At 47.3% G+C, this 25,914-nt stretch carries 24 protein-coding genes, 1 riboswitch and 1 other annotated feature (1 of these 26 running past the window's edge); of the genes, 18 read left to right on the forward strand and 6 right to left on the reverse strand.

Translation table 11 applies throughout. The features are described from left to right. Positions 1-83: 83 nt before the first annotated feature. From KY305_RS13915 to KY305_RS13925, 3 genes are all read right to left on the reverse strand, one after another. Positions 84-1,082: an inorganic phosphate transporter gene (locus KY305_RS13915; protein WP_223063041.1), complete on the reverse strand. Its 999-nt coding sequence runs from the start codon at positions 1,080-1,082 to the stop codon at positions 84-86. Positions 1,083-1,094: 12 nt separating this feature from the next. Further along, positions 1,095-1,712, reverse strand: coding sequence for a DUF47 domain-containing protein (locus tag KY305_RS13920; protein ID WP_214799868.1), 618 nt, complete (start codon positions 1,710-1,712; stop codon positions 1,095-1,097). Positions 1,713-2,004: 292 nt separating this feature from the next. Continuing rightward, complete coding sequence (locus KY305_RS13925) at positions 2,005-3,315, reverse strand: APC family permease (RefSeq protein WP_223063042.1); 1,311 nt, start codon at positions 3,313-3,315, stop codon at positions 2,005-2,007. 324 nt (positions 3,316-3,639) lie between these two features. Here KY305_RS13925 and KY305_RS13930 point away from each other — a divergent pair, with 324 nt between their 5' ends. The 3 genes from KY305_RS13930 to KY305_RS13940 all read left to right on the forward strand — a co-directional run bounded on the left by KY305_RS13930 (position 3,640) and on the right by KY305_RS13940 (position 7,971). After that, on the forward strand, positions 3,640-4,590 hold the full coding sequence (locus tag KY305_RS13930) for a ring-cleaving dioxygenase (RefSeq protein WP_223063043.1): 951 nt from the start codon (positions 3,640-3,642) through the stop codon (positions 4,588-4,590). Between the two features lie 217 nt (positions 4,591-4,807). Then, positions 4,808-6,988 (forward strand): ArnT family glycosyltransferase, encoded by a 2,181-nt coding sequence (locus tag KY305_RS13935; protein WP_223063044.1) that lies wholly within the window; start codon positions 4,808-4,810, stop codon positions 6,986-6,988. 11 nt (positions 6,989-6,999) lie between these two features. Beyond that, positions 7,000-7,971 (forward strand): glycosyltransferase family 2 protein, encoded by a 972-nt coding sequence (locus KY305_RS13940; protein WP_223063045.1) that lies wholly within the window; start codon positions 7,000-7,002, stop codon positions 7,969-7,971. Positions 7,972-8,376: 405 nt separating this feature from the next. On the opposite strand, the gene htrA is transcribed toward KY305_RS13940, so the two are convergent. Continuing rightward, positions 8,377-9,744 (reverse strand): serine protease HtrA, encoded by a 1,368-nt coding sequence (gene htrA, locus KY305_RS13945; protein WP_223063115.1) that lies wholly within the window; start codon positions 9,742-9,744, stop codon positions 8,377-8,379. A 179-nt stretch (positions 9,745-9,923) separates the two neighbouring features. Here htrA and proG point away from each other — a divergent pair, with 179 nt between their 5' ends. The 10 genes from proG (at position 9,924) to KY305_RS13995 (ending at position 20,254) form a co-directional block, all read left to right on the forward strand. Further along, positions 9,924-10,742: a pyrroline-5-carboxylate reductase ProG gene (proG, locus tag KY305_RS13950; RefSeq protein WP_223063046.1), complete on the forward strand. Its 819-nt coding sequence runs from the start codon at positions 9,924-9,926 to the stop codon at positions 10,740-10,742. A 136-nt stretch (positions 10,743-10,878) separates the two neighbouring features. Further along, positions 10,879-11,703, forward strand: a complete 825-nt coding sequence (locus KY305_RS13955) for a M55 family metallopeptidase (RefSeq protein WP_223063047.1) — start codon at positions 10,879-10,881, stop codon at positions 11,701-11,703. 14 nt (positions 11,704-11,717) lie between these two features. After that, entirely contained in the window at positions 11,718-12,644 is a 927-nt protein-coding gene (locus KY305_RS13960; protein ID WP_223063048.1) for an ABC transporter permease, read from the forward strand. Between the two features lie 5 nt (positions 12,645-12,649). Next, the gene (locus KY305_RS13965; RefSeq protein WP_223063049.1) at positions 12,650-13,597 is read left to right on the forward strand and encodes an ABC transporter permease; all 948 of its coding nucleotides are present in this window, start codon (positions 12,650-12,652) and stop codon (positions 13,595-13,597) included. Between the two features lie 4 nt (positions 13,598-13,601). Continuing rightward, positions 13,602-14,633 (forward strand): ABC transporter ATP-binding protein, encoded by a 1,032-nt coding sequence (locus KY305_RS13970; protein WP_223063050.1) that lies wholly within the window; start codon positions 13,602-13,604, stop codon positions 14,631-14,633. Beyond that, complete coding sequence (locus KY305_RS13975; RefSeq protein ID WP_223063051.1) at positions 14,630-16,255, forward strand: peptide ABC transporter substrate-binding protein; 1,626 nt, start codon at positions 14,630-14,632, stop codon at positions 16,253-16,255. Before KY305_RS13970 ends, KY305_RS13975 begins: the two co-directional genes overlap by 4 nt. A gap of 90 nt (positions 16,256-16,345) precedes the next feature. Beyond that, positions 16,346-17,272, forward strand: a complete 927-nt coding sequence (locus tag KY305_RS13980) for a S66 peptidase family protein (protein ID WP_223063052.1) — start codon at positions 16,346-16,348, stop codon at positions 17,270-17,272. A gap of 14 nt (positions 17,273-17,286) precedes the next feature. Next, positions 17,287-18,384 carry a mandelate racemase/muconate lactonizing enzyme family protein gene (locus KY305_RS13985; RefSeq protein ID WP_223063053.1) on the forward strand — a complete coding sequence of 366 codons (1,098 nt, stop codon included), beginning with the start codon at positions 17,287-17,289 and terminating at the stop codon, positions 18,382-18,384. After that, positions 18,381-19,286 (forward strand): C40 family peptidase, encoded by a 906-nt coding sequence (locus tag KY305_RS13990; RefSeq protein WP_223063054.1) that lies wholly within the window; start codon positions 18,381-18,383, stop codon positions 19,284-19,286. The genes KY305_RS13985 and KY305_RS13990 overlap by 4 nt, the downstream gene beginning before the upstream one ends. Further along, positions 19,283-20,254 (forward strand): ABC transporter ATP-binding protein, encoded by a 972-nt coding sequence (locus KY305_RS13995; protein WP_223063055.1) that lies wholly within the window; start codon positions 19,283-19,285, stop codon positions 20,252-20,254. The genes KY305_RS13990 and KY305_RS13995 overlap by 4 nt, the downstream gene beginning before the upstream one ends. Positions 20,255-20,470: 216 nt before the next feature. On the opposite strand, the gene KY305_RS14000 is transcribed toward KY305_RS13995, so the two are convergent. Then, complete coding sequence (locus tag KY305_RS14000; RefSeq protein WP_223063056.1) at positions 20,471-21,520, reverse strand: lactonase family protein; 1,050 nt, start codon at positions 21,518-21,520, stop codon at positions 20,471-20,473. 71 nt (positions 21,521-21,591) lie between these two features. Next, positions 21,592-22,452 (reverse strand): dimethylarginine dimethylaminohydrolase family protein, encoded by an 861-nt coding sequence (locus KY305_RS14005; RefSeq protein WP_223063057.1) that lies wholly within the window; start codon positions 22,450-22,452, stop codon positions 21,592-21,594. A 191-nt stretch (positions 22,453-22,643) separates the two neighbouring features. Between KY305_RS14005 and KY305_RS14010 the strand changes: the two genes are divergently transcribed. The 5 genes from KY305_RS14010 (at position 22,644) to purU (ending at position 25,626) form a co-directional block, all read left to right on the forward strand. Continuing rightward, positions 22,644-23,162: an acyl-CoA thioesterase gene (locus KY305_RS14010; protein ID WP_214799811.1), complete on the forward strand. Its 519-nt coding sequence runs from the start codon at positions 22,644-22,646 to the stop codon at positions 23,160-23,162. 99 nt (positions 23,163-23,261) lie between these two features. Next, complete coding sequence (locus KY305_RS14015; protein WP_223063058.1) at positions 23,262-23,789, forward strand: GNAT family N-acetyltransferase; 528 nt, start codon at positions 23,262-23,264, stop codon at positions 23,787-23,789. A 31-nt stretch (positions 23,790-23,820) separates the two neighbouring features. Further along, a riboswitch (guanidine-I (ykkC/yxkD leader) is annotated at positions 23,821-23,929 on the forward strand. A 67-nt stretch (positions 23,930-23,996) separates the two neighbouring features. Then, positions 23,997-24,335, forward strand: a complete 339-nt coding sequence (locus tag KY305_RS14020; RefSeq protein ID WP_214799808.1) for a DMT family transporter — start codon at positions 23,997-23,999, stop codon at positions 24,333-24,335. Then, a complete protein-coding gene (locus KY305_RS14025; protein ID WP_223063059.1) occupies positions 24,332-24,649 on the forward strand; it encodes a DMT family transporter in 318 nt (105 codons plus the stop codon). Before KY305_RS14020 ends, KY305_RS14025 begins: the two co-directional genes overlap by 4 nt. Before the next feature lie 74 nt (positions 24,650-24,723). Further along, positions 24,724-25,626 (forward strand): formyltetrahydrofolate deformylase, encoded by a 903-nt coding sequence (purU, locus tag KY305_RS14030; protein ID WP_223063060.1) that lies wholly within the window; start codon positions 24,724-24,726, stop codon positions 25,624-25,626. Positions 25,627-25,713: 87 nt separating this feature from the next. Beyond that, positions 25,714-25,914: a binding site (T-box leader), on the forward strand (it continues 13 nt past the right edge of the window).

A 25,914-nucleotide genomic window follows, 5' to 3' on the forward strand; every position in this document is an offset into this window, starting at 1 on the left:
ATGGTCTGCTTATGTTCATTCTATGCCATGGCATCATTTTCCTGTCACAAAAAAACCGCTTCTGTTAAGAAGCGGGTGCTGTATCAGAAAAAGAGATCTAAGATAAAAAAAGCAATGGCGCCGAGTGTTCCTGAAATCGGCAGCGTGATAACCCATGTGATGAGCATCCGTTTGGCCGTTCCCCAGTTTACGCCCTTTACGCGGTGAGAAGCGCCCACGCCCAGGATGGAAGACGAGATGACGTGTGTCGTACTGACAGGCAGATGGATAAATGTCGCGCCGAAAATAATGGCCGCGCCGGTTAAGTCGGCAGATACGCCGTTTACCGGACGGATTTTCATAATTTTGCCGCCGACGGTTTTAATGATTTTCCAGCCGCCGATTGACGTGCCGAGACCCATCGCAACCGCACATGAAAGCTGCACCCAAAAAGGGATCGCATCACTAGTATGTAAGTTTGCAGTCATCAGTGCCATCGTAATGATACCCATCGCTTTTTGCGCGTCGTTTGTTCCGTGTGTATAAGACTGAATCGCAGCCGTTAAAATCTGCACTCTGCGAAAGCGTTTGTTTGTTTTCGCCAAGTTGCTGTCTTTAAATATCAGCTTTACGATCGAATAAACGATAAAGCCGAGGACAAAGGCGATAATCGGTGATAAAATAAGTGCTTCGATAATTTTAATAAACCCTTTATAATTCAGCGAAGCAAAACCTGACGCCGCAATGGCCGCACCGGCAATCGCCCCGATAATCGCATGTGAAGAACTGCTCGGGATGCCGAAATACCAAGTGATTAAGTTCCAGGCGATCGCTGCGATCAAAGCCGCGAGGATCACAATCGAACCGTTTTCTAATGTATAAGGATTCACAATATCTTTCGTGATGGTTTTTGCTACGCCAGTAAACGTCATAGCACCGAGAAAATTCATGATAGCGGCCATGATAATCGCGTGCCGCGGCTTCAGCGCTTTTGTCGAAACTGAGGTGGCGATTGCGTTGGCGGTATCGTGAAATCCATTTATGAAATCAAATATCAAAGCGCAAATGACAATTAAGATCGTTAAAATTAATAATGTACTCATGATAACCCCTCGTTACGCGTTTTTCATAATGATGGTTTCAAGGTTATTGGCCACGCTTTGGCAAGAGTCGGCAATTTCCTCAAGCGTTTCGTAAATCTCGCGGTATTGAATGACTTTAATCGGATCGGTTTCTGTTCCGAACAGATTTTTTAAAGATTTACGGTGCAGGTTATCACAGCTGTGCTCGTATTCTTTAATTTTAATGGCGTGAGGGTGAATGTCCTTTAATCGGTTTTCTGCAAGCAATTCAATTGTGATTAAAATTTCCTTCGCACACTCTCTGATGTATCCGCTGAACTTATCGATATGTTCGTCAGAAGAGGTGATTGAGAAAATCTCCATCATGGCTGAAAAATGTTCGATTCCGTCAAGCACGTCATCGAGGCTGTTCGTCAGCTCAAGGATGTCTTCACGTTCAATGGGAGTGATAAAAGCTTTGTTCAGCTCTTTAATCATGACATGAACATGATTATCTCCTTTCGTTTCAAACTCTTTTAACGTATCGGCAAATTCCTTCAAAGTCGTTTGGTTCGTGACTTTAAAATTCACAAAATATTCTGCGGTTTCGTCTATATTTTTTGCGATTTCTGTTAAAAGGAGTGAGAACTTATCTTTTTTTCTTCTTATCATTAAAAACCCTCCATTGTTTGAATGAGACAATGCACACATCAAATTATTATATAGCCTTTTGTCGAAAAAAAACAGGTAAAGTCGAAAAAAACGCCTCTTGATTTTTTCGTAAAAACGTGTCTCATCCCGTTCTTCTTATGTTATCCCACTTCGCCAAAAAAACGTAACATACTTCGAATTCAGACATCTTGCTTAAAAAGTATAACAAAAGATGTGAATTTCCTGTCAACTTTTGCGCGTGATTTTGAATGAAAAAAAACGGCTCCCGTAAAAGGAACCGTTTTTTTAAAATTTAATTTGCTTTTTTCATCCAAAAATACAGCGGCAATCCGGCAAGACCGATCAAAATGGACAGCCCGCAGCTTAAGGTGTCTGTGATGACCGTGCTGACTAAAACAAACAGTGAACCCGCGATGGCCAAAACAGGGACTATCGGGTATAAAGGAACGCTGTAGGCGCGTTTTTTGCCAGCGTTCTTTTTTCGCAGGATAAATACCGCGAAAAAGGCCATGACGTAAAAAATATAAATCATAAAAATGGAGACCTCAGACAGCTTATCCGGATTGCTGACGATCATAAAAATAACGGCGAGCGCAATCTGGAATGACACCGCGATCCACGGAGTGCGGAACGTCGGGTGTACGCGTGAAAGCTGTTTGGCAAACGGAAGCTGTTTTCGTTCCGCCATCGCAAATGAGATACGCGGAAAAGCGAGAATTTTTCCGTTTAAACAGCCGAAAATACTGACGATGATTCCGACGCTGATCAATTTTCCGCCGATGGCGCCAAACAGCATTTCAGCCGCCGTGCTTGTCGCGTTTTCACCGAGCTTGACGATGTCGGTTGCAGAAAGAATATGTAAAAGGGCGAAGTTAATGAAAAGATAGACGGCGGTCACGACTAACAGCCCGCCCGTCATCGCTTTCGGCAGCAGTTTTTCAGGATTTTTCATTTCTCCTCCGAGAGCGGAAAGTAAAATCCAGCCGTCATAGGCAAACAGTGTTGCCAAAATCGCCGCGCCGAAATTCATGTCGGAAATGCTGCTGGTGACGGCGCTGAATATGTGCTGATCGCCTTTCCAAAGACCGAAGACAATCATACAGATGATCGGTATTAGTTTTCCGACGGTCGTAATTCCCTGAACGATTCCGCCGTATTTCGTTCCGATGATATTAATGATGCTTAAAAATAAAACGGCTAAAATTCCGATCACCTTTGACCAGCCTGAATTCCAGCTGAAAAGATGCGCCATTAAGGAACCGAAATATAACCCGATCGCTCCGATAATGGCCGGGCCGTAAATGATAATTTGAACCCAGCCGCACAAAAAGCCCCAAAACTCGCCGTACACTTCCTCAAGGTATGTATACAGCCCGCCTGTTTTCGGAATCTGCGTGCCGATTTCCGCAACGGTCAAACCCCCGGCAAGCGTTAATATTCCTCCTAACAGCCATGCTAAAAGCGCAGTTTTCGAATCACCGGAGTAGGCAAGCACGGTGCCGGGCTTCATAAATACGCCGGAACCGATAATGGTGCCGATGACAAGAGAGAGGGCAATTGTAATTCCGATCTCTTTTTTTAATCCATTTTCTTCAGTCTGCATATCCTGTCCCTCCAATGTAAAAGCTTCTTGTTGAAAAAACTATTTTACATATTGTAAACCCTATTTGCTGAAACACGAATTAAATAAATTTTCTGATTTTGATTATTTCCTTATAAATACAGGTTTTTATTCTTGGAAACGGAAATGTTTTGTCTGAAATAACGAATATTATTTATTACGGTGGAGAAATAGTTCGTGGTTTTTTCGTGGGACAGGAGGGAGACCTGATTTGCGGAGCAGATGTATTGACTTTATGCTCCGAATAAAATAGGTTGTATATATAGAATATCTCGAAATCGAGATAATTAAATGGAGGATAACAAAATGAAGGTTAAGGGAATTCACCATGTGTCGGCTTTAACGGCTGACGCACAAAAAAACTTAGATTTCTATAGTAAGGTCATGGGATTGAAACTTGTGAAGAAGTCCGTCAATCAGGATGAGCCGACAATGTATCATTTGTTTTACGGAGACGAAGCTGCCAATCCGGGTTCTGAGCTGACGTTTTTTGAAATTCCCCGGATCGCGCCGTTTCATGCAGGGACAAACAGCATTTCTTCTATCGGTCTGCGCGTGCCGGACACACAAGCTCTTCAATATTGGAAAAAACGATTCGAGGAGCATCAGGTCGCTCACGGTGACATCATAAAAACAGCCGGAAGAGACACTCTTGCTTTTCAAGACCATGAGGGACAGCGGCTGATATTGACGGCTGATGAAAAAGGCAGAAACATCGGTGAAGCTGTGAAACAAAGCGGCATTCCTGAAGAATATTCTTTCCGCGGCCTCGGTCCGGTTGAATTGACCGTTCCATACGCTGAACCGACCCTGCGTGTGTTAACTGATATATTGGGATTCACGGAAATCGGAAAAGAAACACATGAAGGCCGGGGAACCGTCACGGTGTTAGAATCCGGAGACGGCGGGGCGGCGACAGAAATCCATCTGATCGAAAGAAGCGATCTTCCGCGTGAGCGCCAAGGAAAAGGGAGCGTTCATCATGTCGCATTCCGCGTTAAAGATGATGAGGAGCTTGCCGCCTGGCACCGCCTCATCAGCAAAGAGGGATTCAGCAACTCCGGCATTGTGGAGCGTTATTATTTCAAAGCGCTGTACTTCAGGGAGCCGAACGGAATCCTTTTTGAATTATCGACAGACGGCCCGGGGTTTATGGTGGATGAAGCGCCAGAGGAGCTCGGTAAAACGATTGCGCTGCCTCCGTATCTTGAGCATCGCCGTTCTGAAATAGAAGCGCGCCTCAAGCCGATTCAGTAAATAACAGATGTAAAAAGATGCCGTCCGGCTTTTACGGAGGCATCTTTTTTGTGCTTTTTAGAAAATAACGGGACGGTCTCTTTATTTGGTATTTCCTGTTTTGTCATTCTTTTTACCTATTTGTAAATGGCAAAATAATTGTCTTTGTTTATTAATAATTTTTTCACATTTGGTTGTTACACTGTATCAAAGTTAGACAAAAGGAGTGAAAACAAAGGTGAAAATGAAAAAACGCGAGATGGATGGAGTCTTAATCCTCATTTTACTCGCTTCTGCATTCTTGAATTTGTACAACATCTGGAATGACGATACGGTGAATCCTTATTACACCGCAGCAGTAACGAGTATGCTTCAAAGCTTTCATAATTTCTTTTACGCTTCATTTGACGCAGCCGGATTTATCACGGTGGATAAACCGCCCGTTACATACCAAATCCAAACGATTAGCGCACTGATATTCGGTATGCACGGGTGGAGCGTCATCCTGCCTCAGGCATTGGCTGGTGTAGGATCAGTACTTCTTATGTACTTATTAATGAAGCCGACGTTCGGCAAAACGGCGGCACGCATTGCCTCATTTGTTATGGCATGTACACCGATTGCTGTAGCTGTAGCACGGACAAACAATGTCGATGCATTACTCGTATTTTTCCTCTTGCTGGCAACGTGGCTTCTCTTTAAAGCCATAAGAAAAGGAAAGCTGATCTGGCTGTTGGCGGCATTTTTTGTAGTTGGCGTAGGTTTTAATACAAAAATGCTTCAGGCTTATATGATCTTACCGGCCTTCTTGTTGTTCTATATGATTGCGGCAAACGCCGCAATGAAGAAAAAAATCATTTCGTTGGTAAGTGCGTTAGCCGTATTAGCAGCTGTTTCGTTATCATGGCCGCTCATTGTTGACAATATCCCTGCAAGCAAGCGGCCTTATATCGGAAGCAGCCAAACCAACTCTGTTTTGGAATTGGCTTTCGGCTATAACGGAATTCAGCGGCTGACAGGCCAAAATTCCGGCGGCGGCCAGGGCGGGCCGAACGGAGACGCTTCAAAAGAAATGTCTTCTCCCGATAAAGGTTCATTACAAACTCAAGCACCGCCTAATCAGTCATCAAGCAGCAGTTCATCTCATAATGACAAATCATCAAATGGCAATATGACGGCACCTCCATCCAACGGTGAAATGCCAAACGGCGGTGAAACGCCAAATAGCGGCAAAGGCGGACCTCCGAGCGGCGGAGATGGCGGTCAAGGCGGACCTGGCGGCGGCAAAGGCGGTACAGGAACCGGCTCAAAAATGCAATCAGGTTCAGGAATGTTCGGAACGGGAACACCTGGTCCGCTGCGGCTCTTCCAAACAGAACTATCTGATCAAATCAGCTGGCTTCTGCCGTTTGCGATATTTGGAATCGCAGGCTTACTGATCGCAGGCGCGAGAGAAAGAAGAAGATTATCTGCAGAGCAGAAGGAAACGGTTTTCTGGGTAGCGTGGCTTGTGCCAATTGCAGGATTCTTCAGTGTGGCAGAATTTTTCCACCATTATTATCTCATTATGCTGGCACCTCCGATTGCGGCTCTTGTCGGTGCGGGATGGGTTGCCCTTGTTCATCTGTACCGCAATCAGACAGGCTGGAAATCATGGCTTCTCCCGGCAGCGATTATTGCGACAACTGGATTTGAATTGTTTATTCTCAGAAACTACAACGATCAAATCGGTGCAGGCTGGAGCATTGGCGCAGGTGTTATCGGCGCGTTGTCTGCAATTGCTCTGCTGCTGTTCAAACAGCGTCAAAAACCGGTCAGTTATTATGTATCACTTGCAGCTCTTCTCGCATTGCTGGTGATGCCGATTTATTGGGCAAGTACACCGCTTCTGTACGGAGGCAACAGTTCACTGCCTGAAACAGGGCCTCAGCTCGCATCAATGAGCGGAAAAGGCATGGGAATGTCTGATGCAACTGTAAATGAAAAACTGATCAAATATTTAGAGAAGAACAATTCCGGAGCGGAATACCTATTCGCCACAACCGACTCGAATTCAGCGGCGCCATATATTATTAAAACGAAAAAAGCTGTCATGGCTATTGGCGGATACAGCGGTTCTGACCCGGCTATCACGCTGACTCAATTCAAAAAGCTTGTAAAAGAAGGAAAAGTGAAATACTTCTTAGCTTCTGGAATGGGAAAAGGCGGAAACAACGATATTGTTGAATGGGTTCAGAAAAACGGGAAGAAAGTGTCTTCAGATAAATGGCAATCAAGCTCTGATCAGAAGACAAAAAATACTGATTCAACTGATACATCAAGCAACAGCAAGGCTTCAGGCAAAAACGGCCGAATGGGCGGCGGACCTGGCGGCATGAATCAGTCAGCTGCATTATACGAACTAAATGCTGATGAATAGGAGGAAAAAACATGAACAGACATACTCAATATTCCATTGTCGTCCCGGTTTATAACGAAGAACTCGTCATTCGCACAACCTATCAGCGTTTGAAAGAAGTCATGGATCAAACGAAAGAGCAATATGAATTAATCTTTGTTAACGATGGAAGCAAAGACCGCAGTATTGAGATTTTAAGAGAGCAAAGCCTCATTGATCCGAGAGTAAAAATTATCGATTTTTCCAGAAACTTCGGACACCAAATCGCAATTACAGCAGGCATGGATTACGCAGAGGGGAATGCAATCGTCGTCATTGACGCCGATTTGCAGGATCCTCCCGAATTAATTCTGGAGATGATTGAACAGTGGAAGGATGGCTATGATGTCGTATACGCCGTTCGGACAAAACGAAAAGGCGAGACCTTTTTCAAGAAACAGACAGCTGCTATGTTTTACCGGCTGCTGCGGAGCGTGACTGATATCGATATCCCGATCGACACCGGCGATTTTCGCCTGATGGACAGAAAAGTCTGTGATGAAATGAAAAAATTAAAAGAGAAAAACCCTTTTGTCAGGGGCCTCGTCAGCTGGGTCGGCTTTAAGCAGACCTCTGTCGAATACGAGCGTGACGAAAGGCTGGCGGGAGAAACGAAATACCCGCTTAAAAAGATGCTGAAGCTCTCAATGGACGGCATTACAACGTTTTCCCATAAACCGCTCAAGGCTGCAAGCTATGCGGGAGTGCTCATGTCAGGCGCAGGTTTTCTCTATATGTTTATCGTTTTATATATGAAACTGTTTACAGACAGCACGATTACAGGTTGGTCATCCCTGATTGTGATACAGCTGTTATTCAGCGGCATTGTCCTTCTGATTTTAGGAATGATCGGTGAATATATCGGAAGAATTTATGACGAAGCAAAAGACCGCCCGCTTTATATCGTTCAAAAAGCGTACGGCATTAAAAAACAAAACATCTACCGCGACCAGCATATGTCGTGATCCAAATGCCCTGTCCGTTTACGGATGGGGTATTTTTTGCTGAAAGAAAGGTGAGCTGTCTCATCGAAATACATAGAAGAAATGGATTTGACGTACCATCCAATGATCATCATATGCCCGGTTCATTTAATTGCGGCTTGCCGGTGTTTTGAGGTGACGCATCAGCAGGACAGTCCCTGTCACGTTAAATAAAATACTGACGCCCATTGTCATTCCCCAAGCGATATCCTGCCGGGGAGGTAAAGGCTGATCTGCAATAATAGGATGCCGGCAGATACCAGCGCAAGACCCTTACTTTTCTTCAGTACATACCCTCCTTCATCGTTCAGGATGTTATACGGGAAAGACAGTCTGAAAATTTCAGTTGGAATAAAAAAACCCAAGGCTGCTGGCCTTGGGTCTGTGTTAAGAAGAGGTTTCTTCTTTTTGATTCAGTTTGATTTTTTTCGTCATTTCTTTGCCGTTTCTGAGAATTTTCACTTCAACGGTGCTGCCGACCTTTGTATCCTTGTAAAGAATGTTGCGAAGCTCGCTGCCTGTGTCAGTTTCTTTGCCTTTTAAGCTGATGATGATGTCTTCTGCCTTCAAACCGGCTTTTGCGGCAGGTGAGCCTTGTGCCACTTCACGGATATAAACGCCTTTATCCAGTTGTTTGCCGAAGAGGCCGAGCGTGCCTTCCTGATAGTTTTGCGGCACTTGCTCCAAGTCTATCATGCTGACGCCGATATAGGGACGTTCCACCTGTCCTTTAGAGAGAAGCTCTTCGGCGATCGGTTTTACGTCGTTGCTTGGGATTGCAAAGCCGATGCCTTCTACGTCGTCTTCACTGATTTTCATGCTGTTGATGCCGATGATTTTGCCGTCTGTATTCAACAGCGGCCCGCCGCTGTTGCCGGGATTGATGGCCGCGTCGGTTTGGATGACATTAATGCTGGACTCTCCGGCGGACGTAGAAATGGAAACGGTTCTGTTTAAGCCGCTCACAATTCCTTGTGTTACGGTGCGCGAAAGGTCTTTTCCGAGCGGATCACCGATGGCAATAACCGATTCACCCGTTCTGAGAGCGGATGAGTTTCCGAAGCTCGCGACTTTTGTCACGTGTTTATCACTGATTTCTAATACGGCTAAGTCCGTTAAAGAGTCTCTGCCGACAAGCTTGGCTGTTACACCTGTGCCATCGTACAATGACACTTTAAGAGAAGAGGCGCCTTCAACCACATGGTTGTTCGTAATGATATACGCTTTTCCGTTTGCTTTTTTGAAAATGACGCCCGAGCCTGACCCTGTTTCTGTATCATTACCCGATGAGCCGGAGCTTGAGTCAGAGCTTGATCCGAAGCCGAACAGCGAATCAGAGCTGCTTTGCTGCTTTTGCAGATTTGTAATGCCGACGATTGCCGGTGAGATGTCTTCTACCATATTCGAAATTTTTGCTGAATCTTTTGACGAGCTGTCTGACGCCGATGTGTTTTTGCCGGAATCAGAAGACGTCTGCTTTGCGGTTACCGAAGATGTTTCCTGTGCCGGCGCCGTACTTGCTGTATCTTGAGATTGATGATCGCCAAGCGGTGTAAATGTATAAATTCCAAGGGCGAGCCCTCCGCCGATGACCCCGCCGAGGAGCGGTCTGAACCAGCCGAAGCTGCGCTTTTTCTTCTCCTCATCCTGTAAGGTGTATCTGGCGGGGTGCGGGTGCTGATCAGGATTTTCTTTCACTAAAAGGACTTCCTGTTCTTTTTGGTCTGTCCGATTTTCATCACGATAGTTATCCATCATGTTCACTCCGTTTCTCTATTTCATCATAGCATGATTTGCCGATTATGACTGACTCCATCTTAAACAAAAAGTGTGGGATAATAATGAAAAGATTATGGGAAATTGTGAAAAAGTACGGAGATTTACTAAAAAGGGTACACTGCTTAAGGAAGCTATGAACAGAAAGGAATGATGAGATGGACCGCATCGGTTTGATAGGGTACGGCAGTATGGCGGAAATGATCGCTCTCCGCTTGCTGAGAGATCAACAGATTACGGAGCATGATCTTTTTATTGATACGAGAACAAGAGGGGAGCGTCTGCAGGCGCTGCTTTCTGAATATCCTTCGGTACAGGTTGACTCCCTTGAGGTATGGGCTGAAACGTGCAGTCTGATTTTCATATGCGTGCCTCCGCTGTATGTGCTGGAAACGAAGCAGCGCTTGGATTCATTCATACATAGCGACACGCATGTTGTCTCCATTGCGGCCGGCGTGCCCCTGCAGGCGCTTGAGGCAGGATCAGACACAGCCGTCAGCCGGTATATTCCCGCATTGACGTCAGAAGTAAAAGCCGGCGTGTCGCTGATCGTTCATGGCGGAACGGTATCTTCGACCCAAAAAAACCGTTTGAATGAGCGATTGTCAGCCTTTGGAACGGTAAGAGAAATTGAAGAGGACAATCTGGATGCCGCCAGTAATTTAACAAGTTCAGCACCGGGGTTGATCGCCGCCTTATTTGAGGAATTCGCGCTGTCAGCCGTTAAAAACAGCCATTTATCAAAAGAGGAAGCTTTTGAATTTCTCGTTCACTCGCTGTACGGCACCGGAAAGCTTTTGCTGGAAAAGAAAATCACATTTCAGGAAACGTTAACGCGCGTGGCGACAAAAGGAGGCATAACAGGAGAAGGAGCCGATGTCATCCGATCCGCCGCCCCTGCCATGTTTGATGAGGTTTTTGAGAGAACACTGGATAAATACCGGAAGCTTTCAGAAAATGTCAAATCCCGCATGTGACCCTATGCGGGATTCTTTTTGTCAATTGTGAACGATAATCTACTGCTGATATTGCATGTTTCGTTCTTTTTTAATATAATTTGTAAGAATATTCATAATTTAATAACGGAATTTTAGATAAAAAAGGAGGCATTATATGAAACTGTATGTATCTGTAGACATGGAAGGGATTTCCGGCCTGCCGGACGAAACGTTTGTCAATTCCCGGATGCACAACTATGAGCGCGGCCGTGCCATCATGACGGAGGAAGCAAACTATTGCATCACAGCAGCGTTCAATAACGGCTGTACGGAAGTGCTCGTTAACGACAGCCATTCAAAAATGAATAATTTGCTCGCCGAAAAGCTTCACCCCGAAGCTGAATTAATTACAGGGGACGTGAAGCCGTTTTCGATGATGCAGGGGCTTGATGAATCATATACGGGTGCGGTATTTATCGGCTATCATGCAAGAGCCTCGACCCCGGGGGTCATGTCCCACAGTATGATTTTCGGCGTGCGTCACTTTTACATAAACGATACGGCGGTCGGTGAACTGGGACTGAATGCCTATCTCGCCGGATTTTTCGATGTGCCGGTGATTATGGTTGCCGGCGATGACCGCGCTGCAAAAGAAGCGGAGGATTTGATCCCGAATGTAACGACGGCCGCCGTGAAACAATCGATCTCAAGAACAGCGGTAAAATGCCTGTCACCTGTAAAAGCCGGCCAGCTTCTGGCGGAGAAAACAGCCTTTGCGCTGAAAAATAAAGATAAGATCAAACCGCTTACGCCGCCGGACAGACCCGTTTTAGGCATTGAGTTTGCCAACTATGGACAGGCAGAATGGGCGAATTTGATGCCGGGGGCTGAAATCGTTCCGGGCACCACAACCGTTCAATTTCAGGCAAAAGATATGCCGGAAGCCTATCAGGCCATGCTGGTCATGACAGAACTCGCTATGAGAACATCATTCTGTTAAAGGGGTGAACGGCTTTGGTACGGTATATCATTAAACGTTTTATAGCAATGGCCATGACCGTTTTGGTCATCACCACCTTGACATTTGTCATGATGAAGGTGATACCCGGCTCGCCTTTTAACGAAGAGCGCGGCACAAACGAAGCGGTTCAGCGAAATCTCGAATCCTACTACCATCTGAACGAACCTCTCATTATCCAATACACCATCTATCTAAAATCCATTCTCACATTTGATTTCGGTCCATCTATCAAAAAACCGTCAGACAGTGTAAACGATATGCTCGAACGCGGATTTCCCGTTTCCTTTGAGCTCGGCATGACAGCGATTGTCATTGCCGTTATTTCGGGGCTCGCGCTCGGCATTACCGCCGCCCTCCGGCGAAACGGCTTTCTCGACTATGCGGCGATGAGCCTGGCGGTTCTCGGGATTTCCATTCCCAACTTTATTATGGCAACGCTGTTAATCCAGCAATTTGCCGTCAATCTGAAATGGTTTCCCGCGGCTACCTGGACGAGTCCGATTCATATGGTGCTGCCGACCGCGGCGCTTGCGGTCGGCCCGACGGCGATTATCGCGAGGCTGACAAGGTCAAGCATGGCAGAGGTGCTTACCCAGGATTATATCCGCACCGCCAAGGCAAAAGGGCTTTCTCCTATGAAAATTATTTTAAAACATGCATTGAAAAACGCGCTCATGCCCGTGATCACCGTGCTCGGCACGCTGGTTGCCAGTATATTAACGGGGAGTTTCGTCATAGAAAAAATCTTTGCCATCCCCGGAATGGGAAAATACTTCGTGGAAAGCATTAATCAGCGGGACTATCCCGTCATTATGGGAACGACCGTTTTTTACAGTTTAATTCTGATTGTCATGCTGTTTCTAGTAGATTTGGCATACGGTCTGTTAGATCCGCGCATAAAACTTCATAAGAAAGGGTGAACGCTATGAATCTCTCCGCAGAAGCAGGGAAGCGCGCAGAAGTGCCTGATGAATGGTTTCAGCCGGCCGGTGAAAAAAATGGCGAGGCTGAGTCCGTCAAACGTCCGAGTCTGTCATACACTCAGGATGCGTGGCGGCGGCTCAAAAAAAATAAATTGGCGATGGCCGGGCTTTTTATTCTGCTGTTTCTGTTTATAATGGCGATTTTCGGCCCGCTGATTTCACCGCACAGCGTAACCCGCCAAACGCTCGCTGAGCAAAATCTCCCGCCGTCTTCGTCTCACTGGTTCGGAACTGACGAGCTTGGCCGGGACGTGTTTACAAGAACATGGTACGGGGCGCGGATTTCTTTATTTGTAGGTGTGATGGCGGCGCTGATTGATTTTTTGATAGGCGTCATTTACGGAGGCATCGCCGGCTACAAGGGTGGCAGCACAGACAGCGTCATGATGCGAATTATTGAGGTCCTCTACGGCCTGCCGTATCTGCTCGTTGTGATTCTGCTGATGGTGCTGATGGGCCCCGGCCTTAGTTCGATCATCGTGGCTTTAACCGTCACAGGATGGGTCGGCATGGCGCGGATCGTCAGGGGGCAGGTGCTTAAGATGAAGCATGATGAGCATGTCCTCGCCTCAAAAACCTTCGGCGCAAAAACATTTCGGATTATTAAGAAAAATCTTTTGCCGAATACGATGGGGGCCATTATCGTGCAGATGACGCTCACTGTTCCGGCGGCGATTTTTGCGGAATCATTTTTAAGTTTTCTCGGACTTGGCATTCAGGCGCCGTTCGCCAGCTGGGGTGTGATGGCAAATGACGGCTTGCTGACAATTTTATCAGGCCATTGGTGGCGGCTGTTTTTTCCGGCCTTTTTCATCTCTTTGACAATGTACGCTTTTAATGTGCTTGGCGACGGCCTGCAGGACGCGTTAGATCCCAAGCTGAGGAGGTAGCAGTATGGCACATAAAGTCCTTTCAGTTCAAGACCTGCATGTTACTTTTTCAACGTACGGAGGCACTGTTAAGGCTGTAAGAGGCGTCAGCTTTGATTTGTATAAAGGCGAAACGTTTGCGATCGTCGGCGAATCAGGCTGCGGAAAAAGTGTGACATCACAAACAGTGATGGGCCTTCTTCCAAAACATTCAGCAAGGATTGAATCCGGAAGCATACAGTTTAAACAGAAAGACCTTTGCAAATTGCCGGAACGGGAAATGCGGGGGATACGGGGGCGGGATATCTCGATGATCTTTCAAGATCCGATGACGGCGCTGAACCCCACCTTAACCGTAGGAGATCAGCTTTCAGAAGCACTTCTGGAACATCGGGCCATGACAAAAAAACAAGCCGAAGCCGAGGTGCTCTCCATGCTGGGACTGGTCGGCATTCCTGATTCGAAGGCGCGGCTCAAGCAATACCCCCACCAGTTAAGCGGCGGTATGCGGCAGCGGATTGTCATCGCGATGGCTCTTATATGCGAGCCGGAGATTATGATTGCCGATGAACCGACAACGGCCCTTGATGTGACGATTCAAGCACAAATACTGGAATTGTTTAAGGAGATTCAAAGAAAAACAGGCGTATCTATTATTCTGATCACACATGATCTTGGTGTTGTCGCCCAGGTTGCTGACAGGGTAGCAGTCATGTATGGAGGGAAAATTGCGGAAATCGGCACGAGGCATGATATCTTTTATCATCCGAACCATCCGTACACAAAAGGGCTGCTCCATTCTGTGCCGCGGCTGGATATGGAGGGGGCTGAGCTTATGCCGATTGACGGCACGCCGCCTGATTTATTCGATCCGCCGGCGGGATGTCCGTTTGCGGCCCGCTGTCCGGACAGGATGATCGTCTGTGAGAAAGTATATCCCGAAACAACCGTTAAATCAAAAAGCCACATGGTAAATTGCTGGCTCCAGGACGAACGCGCAGAGCAGCGCGTGCAAAAACAACTGACAGCAGCAGAGGAAAAAGGAGGATTCAGATGAAAAAGAGATGGGCGATAGGAGTTGCGGCTGCGCTTTCGTTTGCCTTGATGGGCTGTACGGCCAATGAGCAGGCGGGAACGGAAGCTGGCGGAGGGAAAGCGAAAGAGCAGGGGAGTGAGACCGTGCTCAGGCTGAATAATGAAAATGAGCCGACCTCATTCGATCCTCCGATCGGATTTAATAATGTGTCGTGGCAGCCGCTGAACAACATCATGGAGGGATTGACAAGGCTCGGAAAAGATAATAAACCCGAACCTGCCATGGCAAAAAGCTGGAAGGTGTCCGATGATAAGCTGACGTATACCTTTACGATACGGGATGACGCCAAATGGACGAACGGCGATCCGGTCACAGCCGGCGATTTCGTGTATGCCTGGAAACGGATGCTGGATCCGAAAACGGGTGCATCCTCCGCTTTTCTCGGCTACATGATAAAAGGCGGAGAAGAATTTAACAGCGGAAAAGGCAAAAAAGAAGATGTGAAAGTCACCGCAAAAGATCAGAAAACGCTTGTCGTGACGCTCGCAGCCCCGCAAGACTATTTTCTGAGCGTGGTTTCAAATCCGGCGTATTTTCCGATTAATGAAAAGGTCGCCAAGGCTGATCCGAAATGGTTCACTGAAGCGAAGAGCTTTGTCGGGAACGGGCCGTTTAAATTGACCGAATGGAAGCATGACGACAGTATCACAATGGAAAAAAACGATTCGTACTGGGATAAAAAGACTGTCAAGCTTGATAAAATCACGTGGGCGATGGTCAGTGACCGCAATACAGACTATCAGATGTTCCAGTCAGGAGATTTAGATACGTCATATGTTCCGGCCGAGCTGAGCGAGCAGCTGATGGGCCAGAAAAATGTTCATACGTGGGATCAGGCCGGCCTGTATTTTTACCGTTTTAATGTGAAAATGGAACCGTTTCAAAATGAAAAGATCAGAAAAGCGTTTGCGATGGCCATCGATCAAAAAGAAATCACAGACTATGTGACCAAAAACGGCGAAAAGCCGGCCCATGCCTTTGTATCTCCGGGATTTACACAGCCTGACGGCAAAGATTTCCGCGAAGCGGGCGGCAGCTTATTAACCGCAAATGAAGCAGAGGCAAAGAAACTTTTGGAAAAGGGCATGGCAGAAGAGCATTATGACAAGCTGCCGGCCGTTTCACTGACATACAGCACAAAACCGGAGCATAAGAAAATAGCGGAAGCGATTCAGCAAAAGCTGAAAGGCGTGCTCGGCGTTGACGTCAAGCTTGCCAATATGGAATGGAATGTCTTTTTAGAGGAGCAGAAAGGGCTGAAATTTCAATTTTCACAAAGCTCATTTTTACCTGATTACGCAGATCCGATCAGCTTTCTCGAAGCATTCCAGACAGGAAATTCAATGAACCGCACAGGCTGGGGAAGCACTGCTTACGACAGCTATATTAAACAGGCACAGCATGAAGCCGATGCGAAAAAACGATTTGCGCTTATGCATAAGGCAGAAAAGCTGCTGATCAATGAAGCGCCTATTATTCCGATTTATTTTTACAACCAGATTCATTTGCAGAACGAAAACGTGAAGGGTATTGTCCGCCATCCCGTCGGCTACATTGATTTAAAATGGGCGGAAAAGTCCTGATGTTAAAGTGAAACCATACTGCTCTTTTGCCGGCAAAGGAGCGGTATTTTTCACTTTCTCGAAAGGGAAGGAAAGGAGAATGGGGAAGCCATGAAACATAAACCGAAGGCTCTGCAAAAAGGTGATACGGTCGGTGTGATTGCACCCGCAAGCCCGCCTGACAGTGAAGCGTTAAAAACGGCGCTGCTTTTTTTAGAAACGGAGCTTGGCCTTCAAGTGAAACTCGGCCGGGCGCTGAAGAACCGGCATGGCTATTTGGCGGGAGAGGACCGCGTGCGGCTGGATGATTTGCATGATATGTTCGCTGATAAGGATGTTAAAGCGGTTTTATGCGCGTGCGGAGGGTTTGGCACAGGCCGCATCGCCGCTGATATCGATTACGGCTTAATCCGCAGCAATCCGAAGATTTTTTGGGGATACAGCGATATCACGTTTTTACATACAGCCATTCATCAAAATACGGGGCTCGTCACTTTTCACGGCCCGATGCTGAGCTCAGATATCGGTCTTGACGATGTGCACCCCCTTACGAAAGCATCGTATCAGCAGCTCTTCTCAGAAACGGAATTCACCTATACAGAAGACATATCCCCGCTTTCGGCGCTGTCAGACGGAAGAGCCGAAGGAGAGCTTGCGGGAGGCAATCTGTCACTCATCACTTCAACACTCGGCACGCCCTTTGAAATTGACACGAAAGGCAAATTGCTGTTTATAGAAGATATTGATGAGGAGCCGTATCAAATCGACAGAATGCTGAATCAATTAAAAATGGCCGGCAAGCTGTCAGATGCCGCGGGAATACTCGTCTGTGATTTTCATCAATGTGAGCCCGAGAAAAAAGAAAAGTCGCTCACTTTAGAGCAGGTGTTGGAAGATTATATTGTCAAATCAGGAAAACCCGCGCTCAAGGGCTTTAAAATCGGCCACTGTTCACCGAGCTTTGCCGTTCCGATCGGTGCGCGCGCAGTTATGGATACAGCTGCAAAAACGGTAACGATTGAACCGGGAGTTTCTTAAAGGAGTGACCAAAAGTGAGAATAACTGGTATTCATACAAGCCGAATCTCCGTGCCTCTGAAAAAACCGTTTAAAACCGCTTTACGGACGGTATACAAAGCTGAATCGGTCATTGTGAAGATCACATATGACAACGGCCTGGCCGGCTGGGGGGAGGCGCCCCCGACTGTTGTCATTACAGGCGACAGCATGGCTGGCATCGAAAGCGCCATTCATGACGTTCTGAAGCCCGTTTTGCTGGGGCGAAGCCTTCATAGCCCGGAAACGATTTTTTATGACATCAGCCGTCTTTTAGAGAGAAATGAGAGCGCAAAGGCGGCGATTGATATGGCTGTTTATGACGGCTGGGCGCAAATGAACGGAGTCCCGCTTTACCAGCTGCTCGGCGGTTATCGCAACACCTTCGAAACAGACTTTACCGTCAGCGTCAATTCTCCTGAGGAGATGGCCGAAGACGCGGCCGGTTATCTGAAAGAGGGATTTCATACGTTGAAAATAAAAGTGGGCAAAGATGAGATAGCCGATGATATTGAACGGATTCGGGCGATCAGAGCGCGCGTCGGCGCAAACGTGAAGCTGAGGCTGGATGCCAATCAGGGCTGGACGCCGAAAAAGGCAGTGACCGCCATTGGCAAAATGGAGGATGCCGGACTTGAGATCGAGCTAGTCGAGCAGCCCGTCCATAAAGATGATCTCGCCGGCCTGAAGCAGGTCACCGATGCGACCGAGACACCGATCATGGCTGATGAAAGCGTCTTTTCCCCGCAGCAGGCATTCCGCGTGCTGCAAACCAGAAGCGCCGACATGATCAATATTAAGCTGATGAAAGCAGGAGGAATCAAGCGGGCAGAGACTATCAATGCGATGGCGGAAACGTGCGGGGTGGAATGTATGGTCGGCAGCATGATTGAGACGAAACTCGGCATTACCGCGGCAGCCCACTTTGCGGCAAGCAAACGAAACGTGACAAGATTTGATTTTGATGCGCCGCTAATGCTGAAAACAGATATCATCCAAGGCGGCATATCATACAGCGGCAGTCAGATTACCATTCCTGACGACCCGGGGCTCGGCATTACCGGTGTCTTGTCGGCAGAGGAGGCGGAGAGATGAAAGCGGTCGTTACAGTTACTGTAGCCAATATATGGACGTCGCCGTCTTCTCCGCGACCGGCTGAAGCGCCGATGCTTAGAAATCCGGTGAACATCAGAAAATGGCTGGCGCACATGGGATATGAGGAGCGGCTTCAATTATGCACGGACAATCTTGTCCAAACACAGGTGCTCTTCGGTGAAGAAGTCATCGTGCTCAAGGAGGAGGGAGATTGGGCTTTTGTCGTCATTCCGGGCCAGCCTTCGAAAAAAGATGCGCGCGGCTATCCGGGGTGGGTGAAAACATGCCAGCTTTCTAAAAGCAGCTTTGGTACATCTCCTCATACCGTATGGATCACTAAGCCGACAGCTTTTTTATATAACAAAAACGGCGAGCGGGAATCGGAAATGAGTTTCTTAACGCGTCTGCCTGCCGCAGGTCAGCAGGATGGATGGATCAGGGTGCTGACTCCGTTCGGGGAACGATTTCTGAAAGAAACAGATGCCGGGGTGCTGCGGCACACGCAGGGAAGTGCGCATGACATCATCGAAACGGGAATGGCGTTTCTCGGTCTTCCTTATTTATGGGGCGGTCTGAGCGGATTCGGTTATGATTGCTCGGGATTTATGTTTTCGATTTTTAAAGCAAACGGCTATGCGCTGCCCCGTGATGCCGCAGACCAGGCACAGGCCGGGATCGGCGTGCCGGTAAGCGAAATGCAGCCGGGCGACCTTTTGTTTTTTGCTTATGAAAAAGGAAAAGGCGCCGTTCACCACGTGGGTTTGGCGATAGGCGGCGGGCGGATGCTGCACTCGCCGAAAACGGGTCAAACAATTGAAGTGCTCACGCTAGAAGGAACGATCTATGAACAAGAATTATGTATAATACGCCGCTGTTTCAGCGGGAAGGGGGAAAGGAAATGACGGCTTCTCCGCTCCTTGAAGTCAGCGGGCTTAAAATGCATTTTGACGCGGGCAGAAAGCAAACGGTTAAAGCGGTAGACGGTGTGAGCTTTCACATTCAAAAAGGGGAGACGTTCGGCCTTGTCGGAGAGTCTGGCTGCGGGAAATCGACGCTCGGCAGAGTCATCCTCCGCCTGTATCAGCCGACGGCCGGATCAGTATCATATGAAGGAACGGACATTCACAATATAAGCGCTGAAAAGCGGGCCGGTTTCTTTCGTAAGCTCCAGATGATTTTCCAGGATCCCTACGCTTCCTTGAATCCGCGTCTGACGGTGCGAGAAATCATTATGGAGCCGATGGACATCCACAAGCTGTACAATACGCGAAAAGCCCGCCTGATGGTAGCGGATGAGCTGCTTGAAGCGGTAGGTCTTCATCCCGACTTCGGCAGCCGCTATCCGCATGAATTCAGCGGAGGCCAGAGGCAGAGGATCGGCATTGCCAGAGCGCTCTCTTTGCACCCTGAGTTTATTGTAGCGGATGAACCGATTTCAGCCCTTGATGTGTCTGTGCAGGCCCAGGTCGTCAATCTGCTCAAGAAGCTGCAGAAGGAAAAAGGACTGACTTTTTTGTTTATCGCCCACGATTTATCGATGGTCAAGCATATCAGCGATCGCATCGGTGTCATGTATTTAGGGCGCATGATGGAAATTACGGAAAGCGGCGCGCTTTATCGCGAACCGCTTCATCCTTATACAAAGGCGCTTTTATCTTCGATACCGATTCCTGACCCTGAGCTGGAGGACAAGCGTGAACGGATTATTTTAAAGGGGGAGCTGCCAAGCCCGGTCAATCCGCCCGGCGGCTGCGTCTTCAGGACGAGATGCCCTGAAGCGATGGATGTGTGCGCCAAAGCCGCGCCTGAACTTGAAGAAGTAAAGGCAGGGCGGTTTGTAGCCTGTCACTTATACAAAAAAGAAAGCTGACTGATAAGCCAGCTTCAGGCTGTCGAGAAAACCTCGACAGCCTTTTTGAAATTTTAATCATACAATATACTGGTTTGATTCCACATGCAGAAACACCATATTTTGTGTCTCAGAACGAAAGAAATTAAAAATAGGAGGGTTTCTTTGACATACGTCTTTAAAACCCCCACTTTCTCTTTAATCTGAAGCTGACTGATAAGCCAGCTTTCTTTTTGATTAGGATTGATGCAAAAATGAAACGCAGACCGGATACGGAACAGATACGTCAGATTGCAGCAATGTCAGTCTGCCTGTTTCTTGATCACGTTCAAACAGGACGAGGTTTCCCGTCTCCTCATTTGAGGCAACGACGAATGCTTCAGATGGATCAAGCGCGAAATCCCGCGGCCAGTTTCCTTCTGTTGACACCCATTCAACAAGTGATAATTCACCGGAATATTGGTTGATCTTAAAGATGGCAATGCTGTCGTGTCCGCGGTTAGCGGCATAAAGAAATCGGCCGTCTTTTGAGATTCGAATCGCACTTCCTTGGGATTTGTCAGTAAAGCCCTCCGGTAAAGCGGAAATGACTTGAAGCTCTCTGAATTCGCCCAATGTCGGGTTATATTCAAGAGCGATGACTTCATTGCTGATTTCAGTCATCACATAGGCGTATTTTTCAGCCGGATGGAAAACAATGTGGCGCGGTCCTGAACCAGGCGCAAATGAATGGCTTTTCACTTCTTGCAGGACGCCTTCTTTCAATTGGTACGTGTACAGTTTATCCGTTCCTAAATCAACGGCCGCGATGTAATTGTGCTCAGGCGTAAAGCCTGCGAAATGCGTATGCGGTTTTTCCTGTCTGTCATGAGGGCCTGCCCCCGTATGAGCGGCTTCAGCAGCAGCTGCCTGAAGACTGCCGTCTTGACCGACCGGAAAGGCGTGAACTTTTCCGCTGTGATAATTAGCGGTTAAGACAAATTCATGTTTATCATCGACGCTGACATGGCACGGAGAAGGCCCGTCAATCAGCTGATGGTTCACAAATGTTAATTCCCCGCTTGTGCCATTGATCTGATAGGCAGCGACGCCGCCTTTTCCGTCTGTTTTTTCAATGGAATAAAGCATGCTGTTATCTGAATTCGGTGTAACATAAGTCGGGTTGCCGAGCTTTGCGGCCAGCTTCGGCCGGCTGAGCCGTTTTGCTTCTGTATCGAGTTCAAAACAATAAATGCCTTCACTTCCGCCTTTTGTATATGTTCCTGCGTATCCTATGTACTTAGCCATTCGGTTTCCCCCTCTAAAGTAATGTCTTCTCTATATTACCGCATCTTAGGGGAATCCGCCTTTTAAAATGTTTATGATCTCCTGACAATCGGCAAGGTGCAGCAACGGAAAGAACCCCCGGATTTAATAATTTCGGAAAGATCGGTTTCAATGACGCGATAGCCTCTTTTCTTCAGCTCGCTATTCGTATGGCGATGCTGCGGCAGGCTGATGATCGTTTTATGACCGATCGAAAGCACATTCGGGCCGAGCGTAAAATGTTCTTTTTCAGGTATTTCAATCAGTTCAAAACGTTTGGCAAGAAGGTCAATTTCTTTCTGCCGCAAGCCTTTACGGCAGTATAGCGCTTCAGTGTCCGATATAATATTAAACACACAGTCCAAATGCAAAAAATCCTCTTGCAATGGGATCGGCACAACGGTGTATTCCGGCAGCGCGTTTTCGAGCTCCGCAACAGCCGCTTGTTCTGTCCGATTGCTCAGACCGACGTAAACGGTATCACCTGCGATCATGACGTCGCCGCCTTCAATATTCGCTTCTTCCATGCGGATAAAAGGTATGTTCTCGTCTTCAAGCAGCTTTTGAAATGCCTTTTCTTCTCCCTGCCGGACAGATGCGGCCATATTGGAAATAAAGGCGGTTCCGCCTAAAACAAATCCGATATCCCGAGTGAATACTTGTTCCGGCAATTGGCGATTCTCAGGCAGCATGATGACTTCAATATGATGTGCTTTTAATATGCTGACGAAATCGCTGTGCTGTTTTTTGGCGATAGTGATGTCGATATTCTCATGTTCAAAAAACTTTTGCGTTTCATTAATAATATCTTTAATTGCCATATGTTCAGGCCGGCATAAAATGACCGTTTGTAAAGCATCATATTCACTGCGGCATGCCGGTTTCTGCTTGAATTTCGAAATGGATACGTCCATGTAAAATCCTCCTGTCCGTGGTCAATGTGCGTATATTATTCCCTTTAGTGAAGAATAATGAAACATTTCTGGCAGAACATCTTACCAACTTAACATTTAAAATTTTAGACAAAGCGGCGAAAGTATTGTTTAATAGGTGGTACAAAAGAATGACTCAATACGAGCAGACACCAAAGGGGAGTTTGAATGATATGAAGTTACCTGAATCGAGATTTTGCAAAGAAACAAGGGTGGTAAAAACAAGCCGGGTATTTCCGCTTGACACGAATAATCACAACACGCTGTTTGGCGGGAAGCTGATGAGTTACATTGACGATATCGCCTCTATTTCAGCAGCCCGGCACTGCCGATGTGAAACAGTCACAGCGTCAATGGATTCTGTGGACTTTTTGCGGCCGATCGGTCAAGATAATTCCGTCTGCCTTGAATCTTATGTCACCTGGGTAGGCACTTCGTCAATGGAAGTGTTTGTCAAAGTGATTAAGGAGCATTTAATGACGGGAGAACGGGAGCTTGCGGCCACATCATTTCTGACGTTTGTTGCCCTTGATGCAAACGGCAAATCCGTACCCGTCCCGAGAATCGTGCCGGAAACAGAGGAAGAAATTATGCTTCATAATACTGCCGTCCAGCGGGCCGCCGAACGAAAAAACCGCCTAAAGCACAGCAAGGCCCTGGCAGACGCGCTTGGTACGGATAAACCTTGGTAGGCGTCAGAATCGCCTTTTAACAGCGGTTTTTTTCAGGCTGAAAAAGGACTTTTCCTTCCGTATAGATAATTTTATACAGGGAAAGGAGCCGTGGCGCGTATGGGGAAAAACAAGCTTTCTGATACCATCCTGACAACCGGGCGGATCCGCCTGCGGGCAATGCAGGATAGTGATGAACAGAATTTGTATAAGCTGTTTACAGACGCGGAGGTCATGAAATATTATCCCTCTCTTAAAAGTAAACAGGAAACGAAGGAATGGATTGCTTGGAACAAACGATTGGCAAAAGGGTACGGGGTCAGTCTCTGGATAGCGGAAGAAAAGGAGACGAACGGATTTTTGGGCCAATGCGGGATCGTGCCGCAGACGGTTAACGGGAGCACGGTGATGGAAATCGGTTATATGTTTGCCCGCTGCCATTGGGGGCGCGGCTTCGCGACAGAAGCCGCAAAAGCCTGTCTGGAATACGGCTTCGGCAAACTTCATTACGGGCGTATGGCGGCGCTGATTGATCCGAATAACCGCGCATCCGTCCGTGTGGCAGAAAAGATCGGCATGACCACCGGCCAAACCGTAGAAAAATGGGGCAGACAGCTTGCGGTTTACGAAATAAAATCTGACAATTGAACGTTTTATCAAGGTGTAGTATGATACAACCAGACATGTTTTCTAGGGTTCCGCATGCATCACGTGGTCTGGTCCGAGAGAAAACACATATGCGGACATATCCCCGCATATGCACACGGAGGGAAAAAAGCCCGGGAGAGTCAATCTCATGAGAGACGACTGCCCTGGCTTTTTTGTATTGTCCGGAAAACAGAAAGGGTGAACAAGATGAAATGGAGTTTAGTCATTTTTGCGGCCGTATTTGAAGTCGTATGGGTCATCGGGCTGAAACATGCAGATTCAGCGCTGGCGTGGAGCGGCACGGCCGTCGGAATCGTCATCAGCTTTTATTTATTAATAAAGGCGGCAAGCAGCCTGCCCGTAGGCACGGTATATGCAGTATTTACCGGGCTCGGCACGGCCGGAACGGTGCTTTGTGAAATCATTCTGTTTAAGGAACAGGTGGCTCCCGTAAAAATCGTGCTGATCGGTGTTTTGCTGATCGGCGTCATTGGTTTAAAACTGGTAACGCAGGATAACCCTGAAACGAAGGAGGAGGGTGAATGATGCATTGGATCAGCTTAATTGCCGCGGGCCTTTTTGAAATGCTCGGTGTCATTCTGATAAATCAATATCAAAAAGAGAAAACGTTCAAGTGGATTCTTTTTATTATCGTTGGCTTTGCGGCTTCTTTTTCCCTTCTATCTTATGCGATGGAAACGATTGCGATGGGAACGGCCTATGCAGTCTGGACCGGTATCGGCACGGCCGGCGGCGCTTTGGCCGGTATTCTTTTCTACGGCGAGCAGAAGGATGCAAAGCGTATCTTTTTTATTGCGTTAATTTTATGCGCCGCTGTCGGACTGAAAATTCTTTCGTGAAATTGATTTTTATCAAATCTTAAGTATAATTTATAATTAGTTTACGAATTACAAAGATACGAGGGATTAAAAATATGAATTCATATATGACACAGCGGCTGAAGGAATACCGCGAAGGTAATGAGGAAAAAGGGCGCCTGCTCGTCAGCTGCCCCGACCAGCCGGGAATTGTATCGGCTGTGTCAGCTTTTTTGTTTGAACACGGCGCAAATATTATTGAGTCAAACCAATATACAACAGACCCTGAAGGCGGAAGGTTTTTCCTTAGAATCGAATTCGACTGCCTAGGCATTCGTGAGAAAAAAGAGGAATTAAAACAGGCATTCGCCTCAATCGCTGACACATTCAGCATGACGTGGAGCCTGACATTGGCAAGCGAGCTGAAGCGGGTGGCGATTTTTGTCTCGAAGGAACTGCACTGTCTTCACGAGCTGATTTGGGAATGGCAAAGCGGCAATATGATGGCTGAAATAGCGGTCGTCATCAGCAACCATGAGAATGCAAAAGAATTGGTTGAACCGCTGAATATTCCGTTCCATTATATGAAAGCAAACAAAGACATCAGAGCGGAAGTGGAGCGTCATCAGCTTGAATTGCTGAAGCAATATGACATTGACGTCATTGTACTGGCCCGATATATGCAGATTTTAACGCCTGACTTTGTATCGGCTCATCCGAATCGGATTATCAACATTCACCATTCATTCCTGCCGGCTTTTATCGGCGCGAATCCGTATAAACGGGCATACGAGCGGGGAGTGAAATTAATCGGCGCGACATCTCACTATGTTACGAACGATCTTGATGAAGGCCCGATTATCGAGCAGGATATCGAACGCGTTGACCACAGAGATCATGCCGACGACCTGAAAAATATCGGCAGAACCATTGAACGCAGCGTATTGGCAAGAGCCGTAAAATGGCACTTGGAAGACCGTGTGATCGTTCACGGAAACAAAACAATCGTATTTAATTAATTGACGGTCCGCCTGAGGAGGCGGGCTGTTTTTAGTGGAAAAAATATCTTGACAAGATACTTTTTTCTTTGCATAATATAAAAAAATCATTGAGCGTTGAAGAGGATTAGTACGCAGGACTTTCTGTGACAGAGAGCAAAATGGCCCGCTGAAACATTTTGCCGCATGAAACCTGCCGAACCTGCCTTGGAGCCTTGAGGGGAAAACTCAAGCGCGATAGCCTGGCGTTACAGGAAAGCGGAACGCGTGAAAAACGCGTTCAATCAAGGTGGTACCACGGAAAGCCCA

It is taken from the genome of Bacillus sp. YC2 (genome assembly GCF_019891195.1).
Lineage (GTDB): Bacteria > Bacillota > Bacilli > Bacillales > Bacillaceae > Bacillus.

Coding starts and splice junctions, on each gene's coding strand:
- proG (WP_223063046.1), top strand. CDS start 9,924: ATGGACCGCATCGGTTTGATAGGGTACGGCAGTATGGCGGAAATGATC.
- KY305_RS13970 (WP_223063050.1), top strand. CDS start 13,602: ATGGCACATAAAGTCCTTTCAGTTCAAGACCTGCATGTTACTTTTTCA.
- KY305_RS13915 (WP_223063041.1), bottom strand. CDS start 1,082: ATGAGTACATTATTAATTTTAACGATCTTAATTGTCATTTGCGCTTTG.
- KY305_RS14010 (WP_214799811.1), top strand. CDS start 22,644: ATGAAGTTACCTGAATCGAGATTTTGCAAAGAAACAAGGGTGGTAAAA.
- KY305_RS14025 (WP_223063059.1), top strand. CDS start 24,332: ATGATGCATTGGATCAGCTTAATTGCCGCGGGCCTTTTTGAAATGCTC.
- KY305_RS13925 (WP_223063042.1), bottom strand. CDS start 3,315: ATGCAGACTGAAGAAAATGGATTAAAAAAAGAGATCGGAATTACAATT.
- KY305_RS14005 (WP_223063057.1), bottom strand. CDS start 22,452: ATGGACGTATCCATTTCGAAATTCAAGCAGAAACCGGCATGCCGCAGT.
- KY305_RS13955 (WP_223063047.1), top strand. CDS start 10,879: ATGAAACTGTATGTATCTGTAGACATGGAAGGGATTTCCGGCCTGCCG.
- KY305_RS13940 (WP_223063045.1), top strand. CDS start 7,000: ATGAACAGACATACTCAATATTCCATTGTCGTCCCGGTTTATAACGAA.
- KY305_RS13965 (WP_223063049.1), top strand. CDS start 12,650: ATGAATCTCTCCGCAGAAGCAGGGAAGCGCGCAGAAGTGCCTGATGAA.
- KY305_RS14015 (WP_223063058.1), top strand. CDS start 23,262: ATGGGGAAAAACAAGCTTTCTGATACCATCCTGACAACCGGGCGGATC.
- KY305_RS13990 (WP_223063054.1), top strand. CDS start 18,381: ATGAAAGCGGTCGTTACAGTTACTGTAGCCAATATATGGACGTCGCCG.
- KY305_RS13995 (WP_223063055.1), top strand. CDS start 19,283: ATGACGGCTTCTCCGCTCCTTGAAGTCAGCGGGCTTAAAATGCATTTT.
- KY305_RS14020 (WP_214799808.1), top strand. CDS start 23,997: ATGAAATGGAGTTTAGTCATTTTTGCGGCCGTATTTGAAGTCGTATGG.
- htrA (WP_223063115.1), bottom strand. CDS start 9,744: ATGGATAACTATCGTGATGAAAATCGGACAGACCAAAAAGAACAGGAA.
- KY305_RS13930 (WP_223063043.1), top strand. CDS start 3,640: ATGAAGGTTAAGGGAATTCACCATGTGTCGGCTTTAACGGCTGACGCA.
- KY305_RS13980 (WP_223063052.1), top strand. CDS start 16,346: ATGAAACATAAACCGAAGGCTCTGCAAAAAGGTGATACGGTCGGTGTG.
- KY305_RS13920 (WP_214799868.1), bottom strand. CDS start 1,712: ATGATAAGAAGAAAAAAAGATAAGTTCTCACTCCTTTTAACAGAAATC.
- purU (WP_223063060.1), top strand. CDS start 24,724: ATGAATTCATATATGACACAGCGGCTGAAGGAATACCGCGAAGGTAAT.
- KY305_RS14000 (WP_223063056.1), bottom strand. CDS start 21,520: ATGGCTAAGTACATAGGATACGCAGGAACATATACAAAAGGCGGAAGT.
- KY305_RS13975 (WP_223063051.1), top strand. CDS start 14,630: ATGAAAAAGAGATGGGCGATAGGAGTTGCGGCTGCGCTTTCGTTTGCC.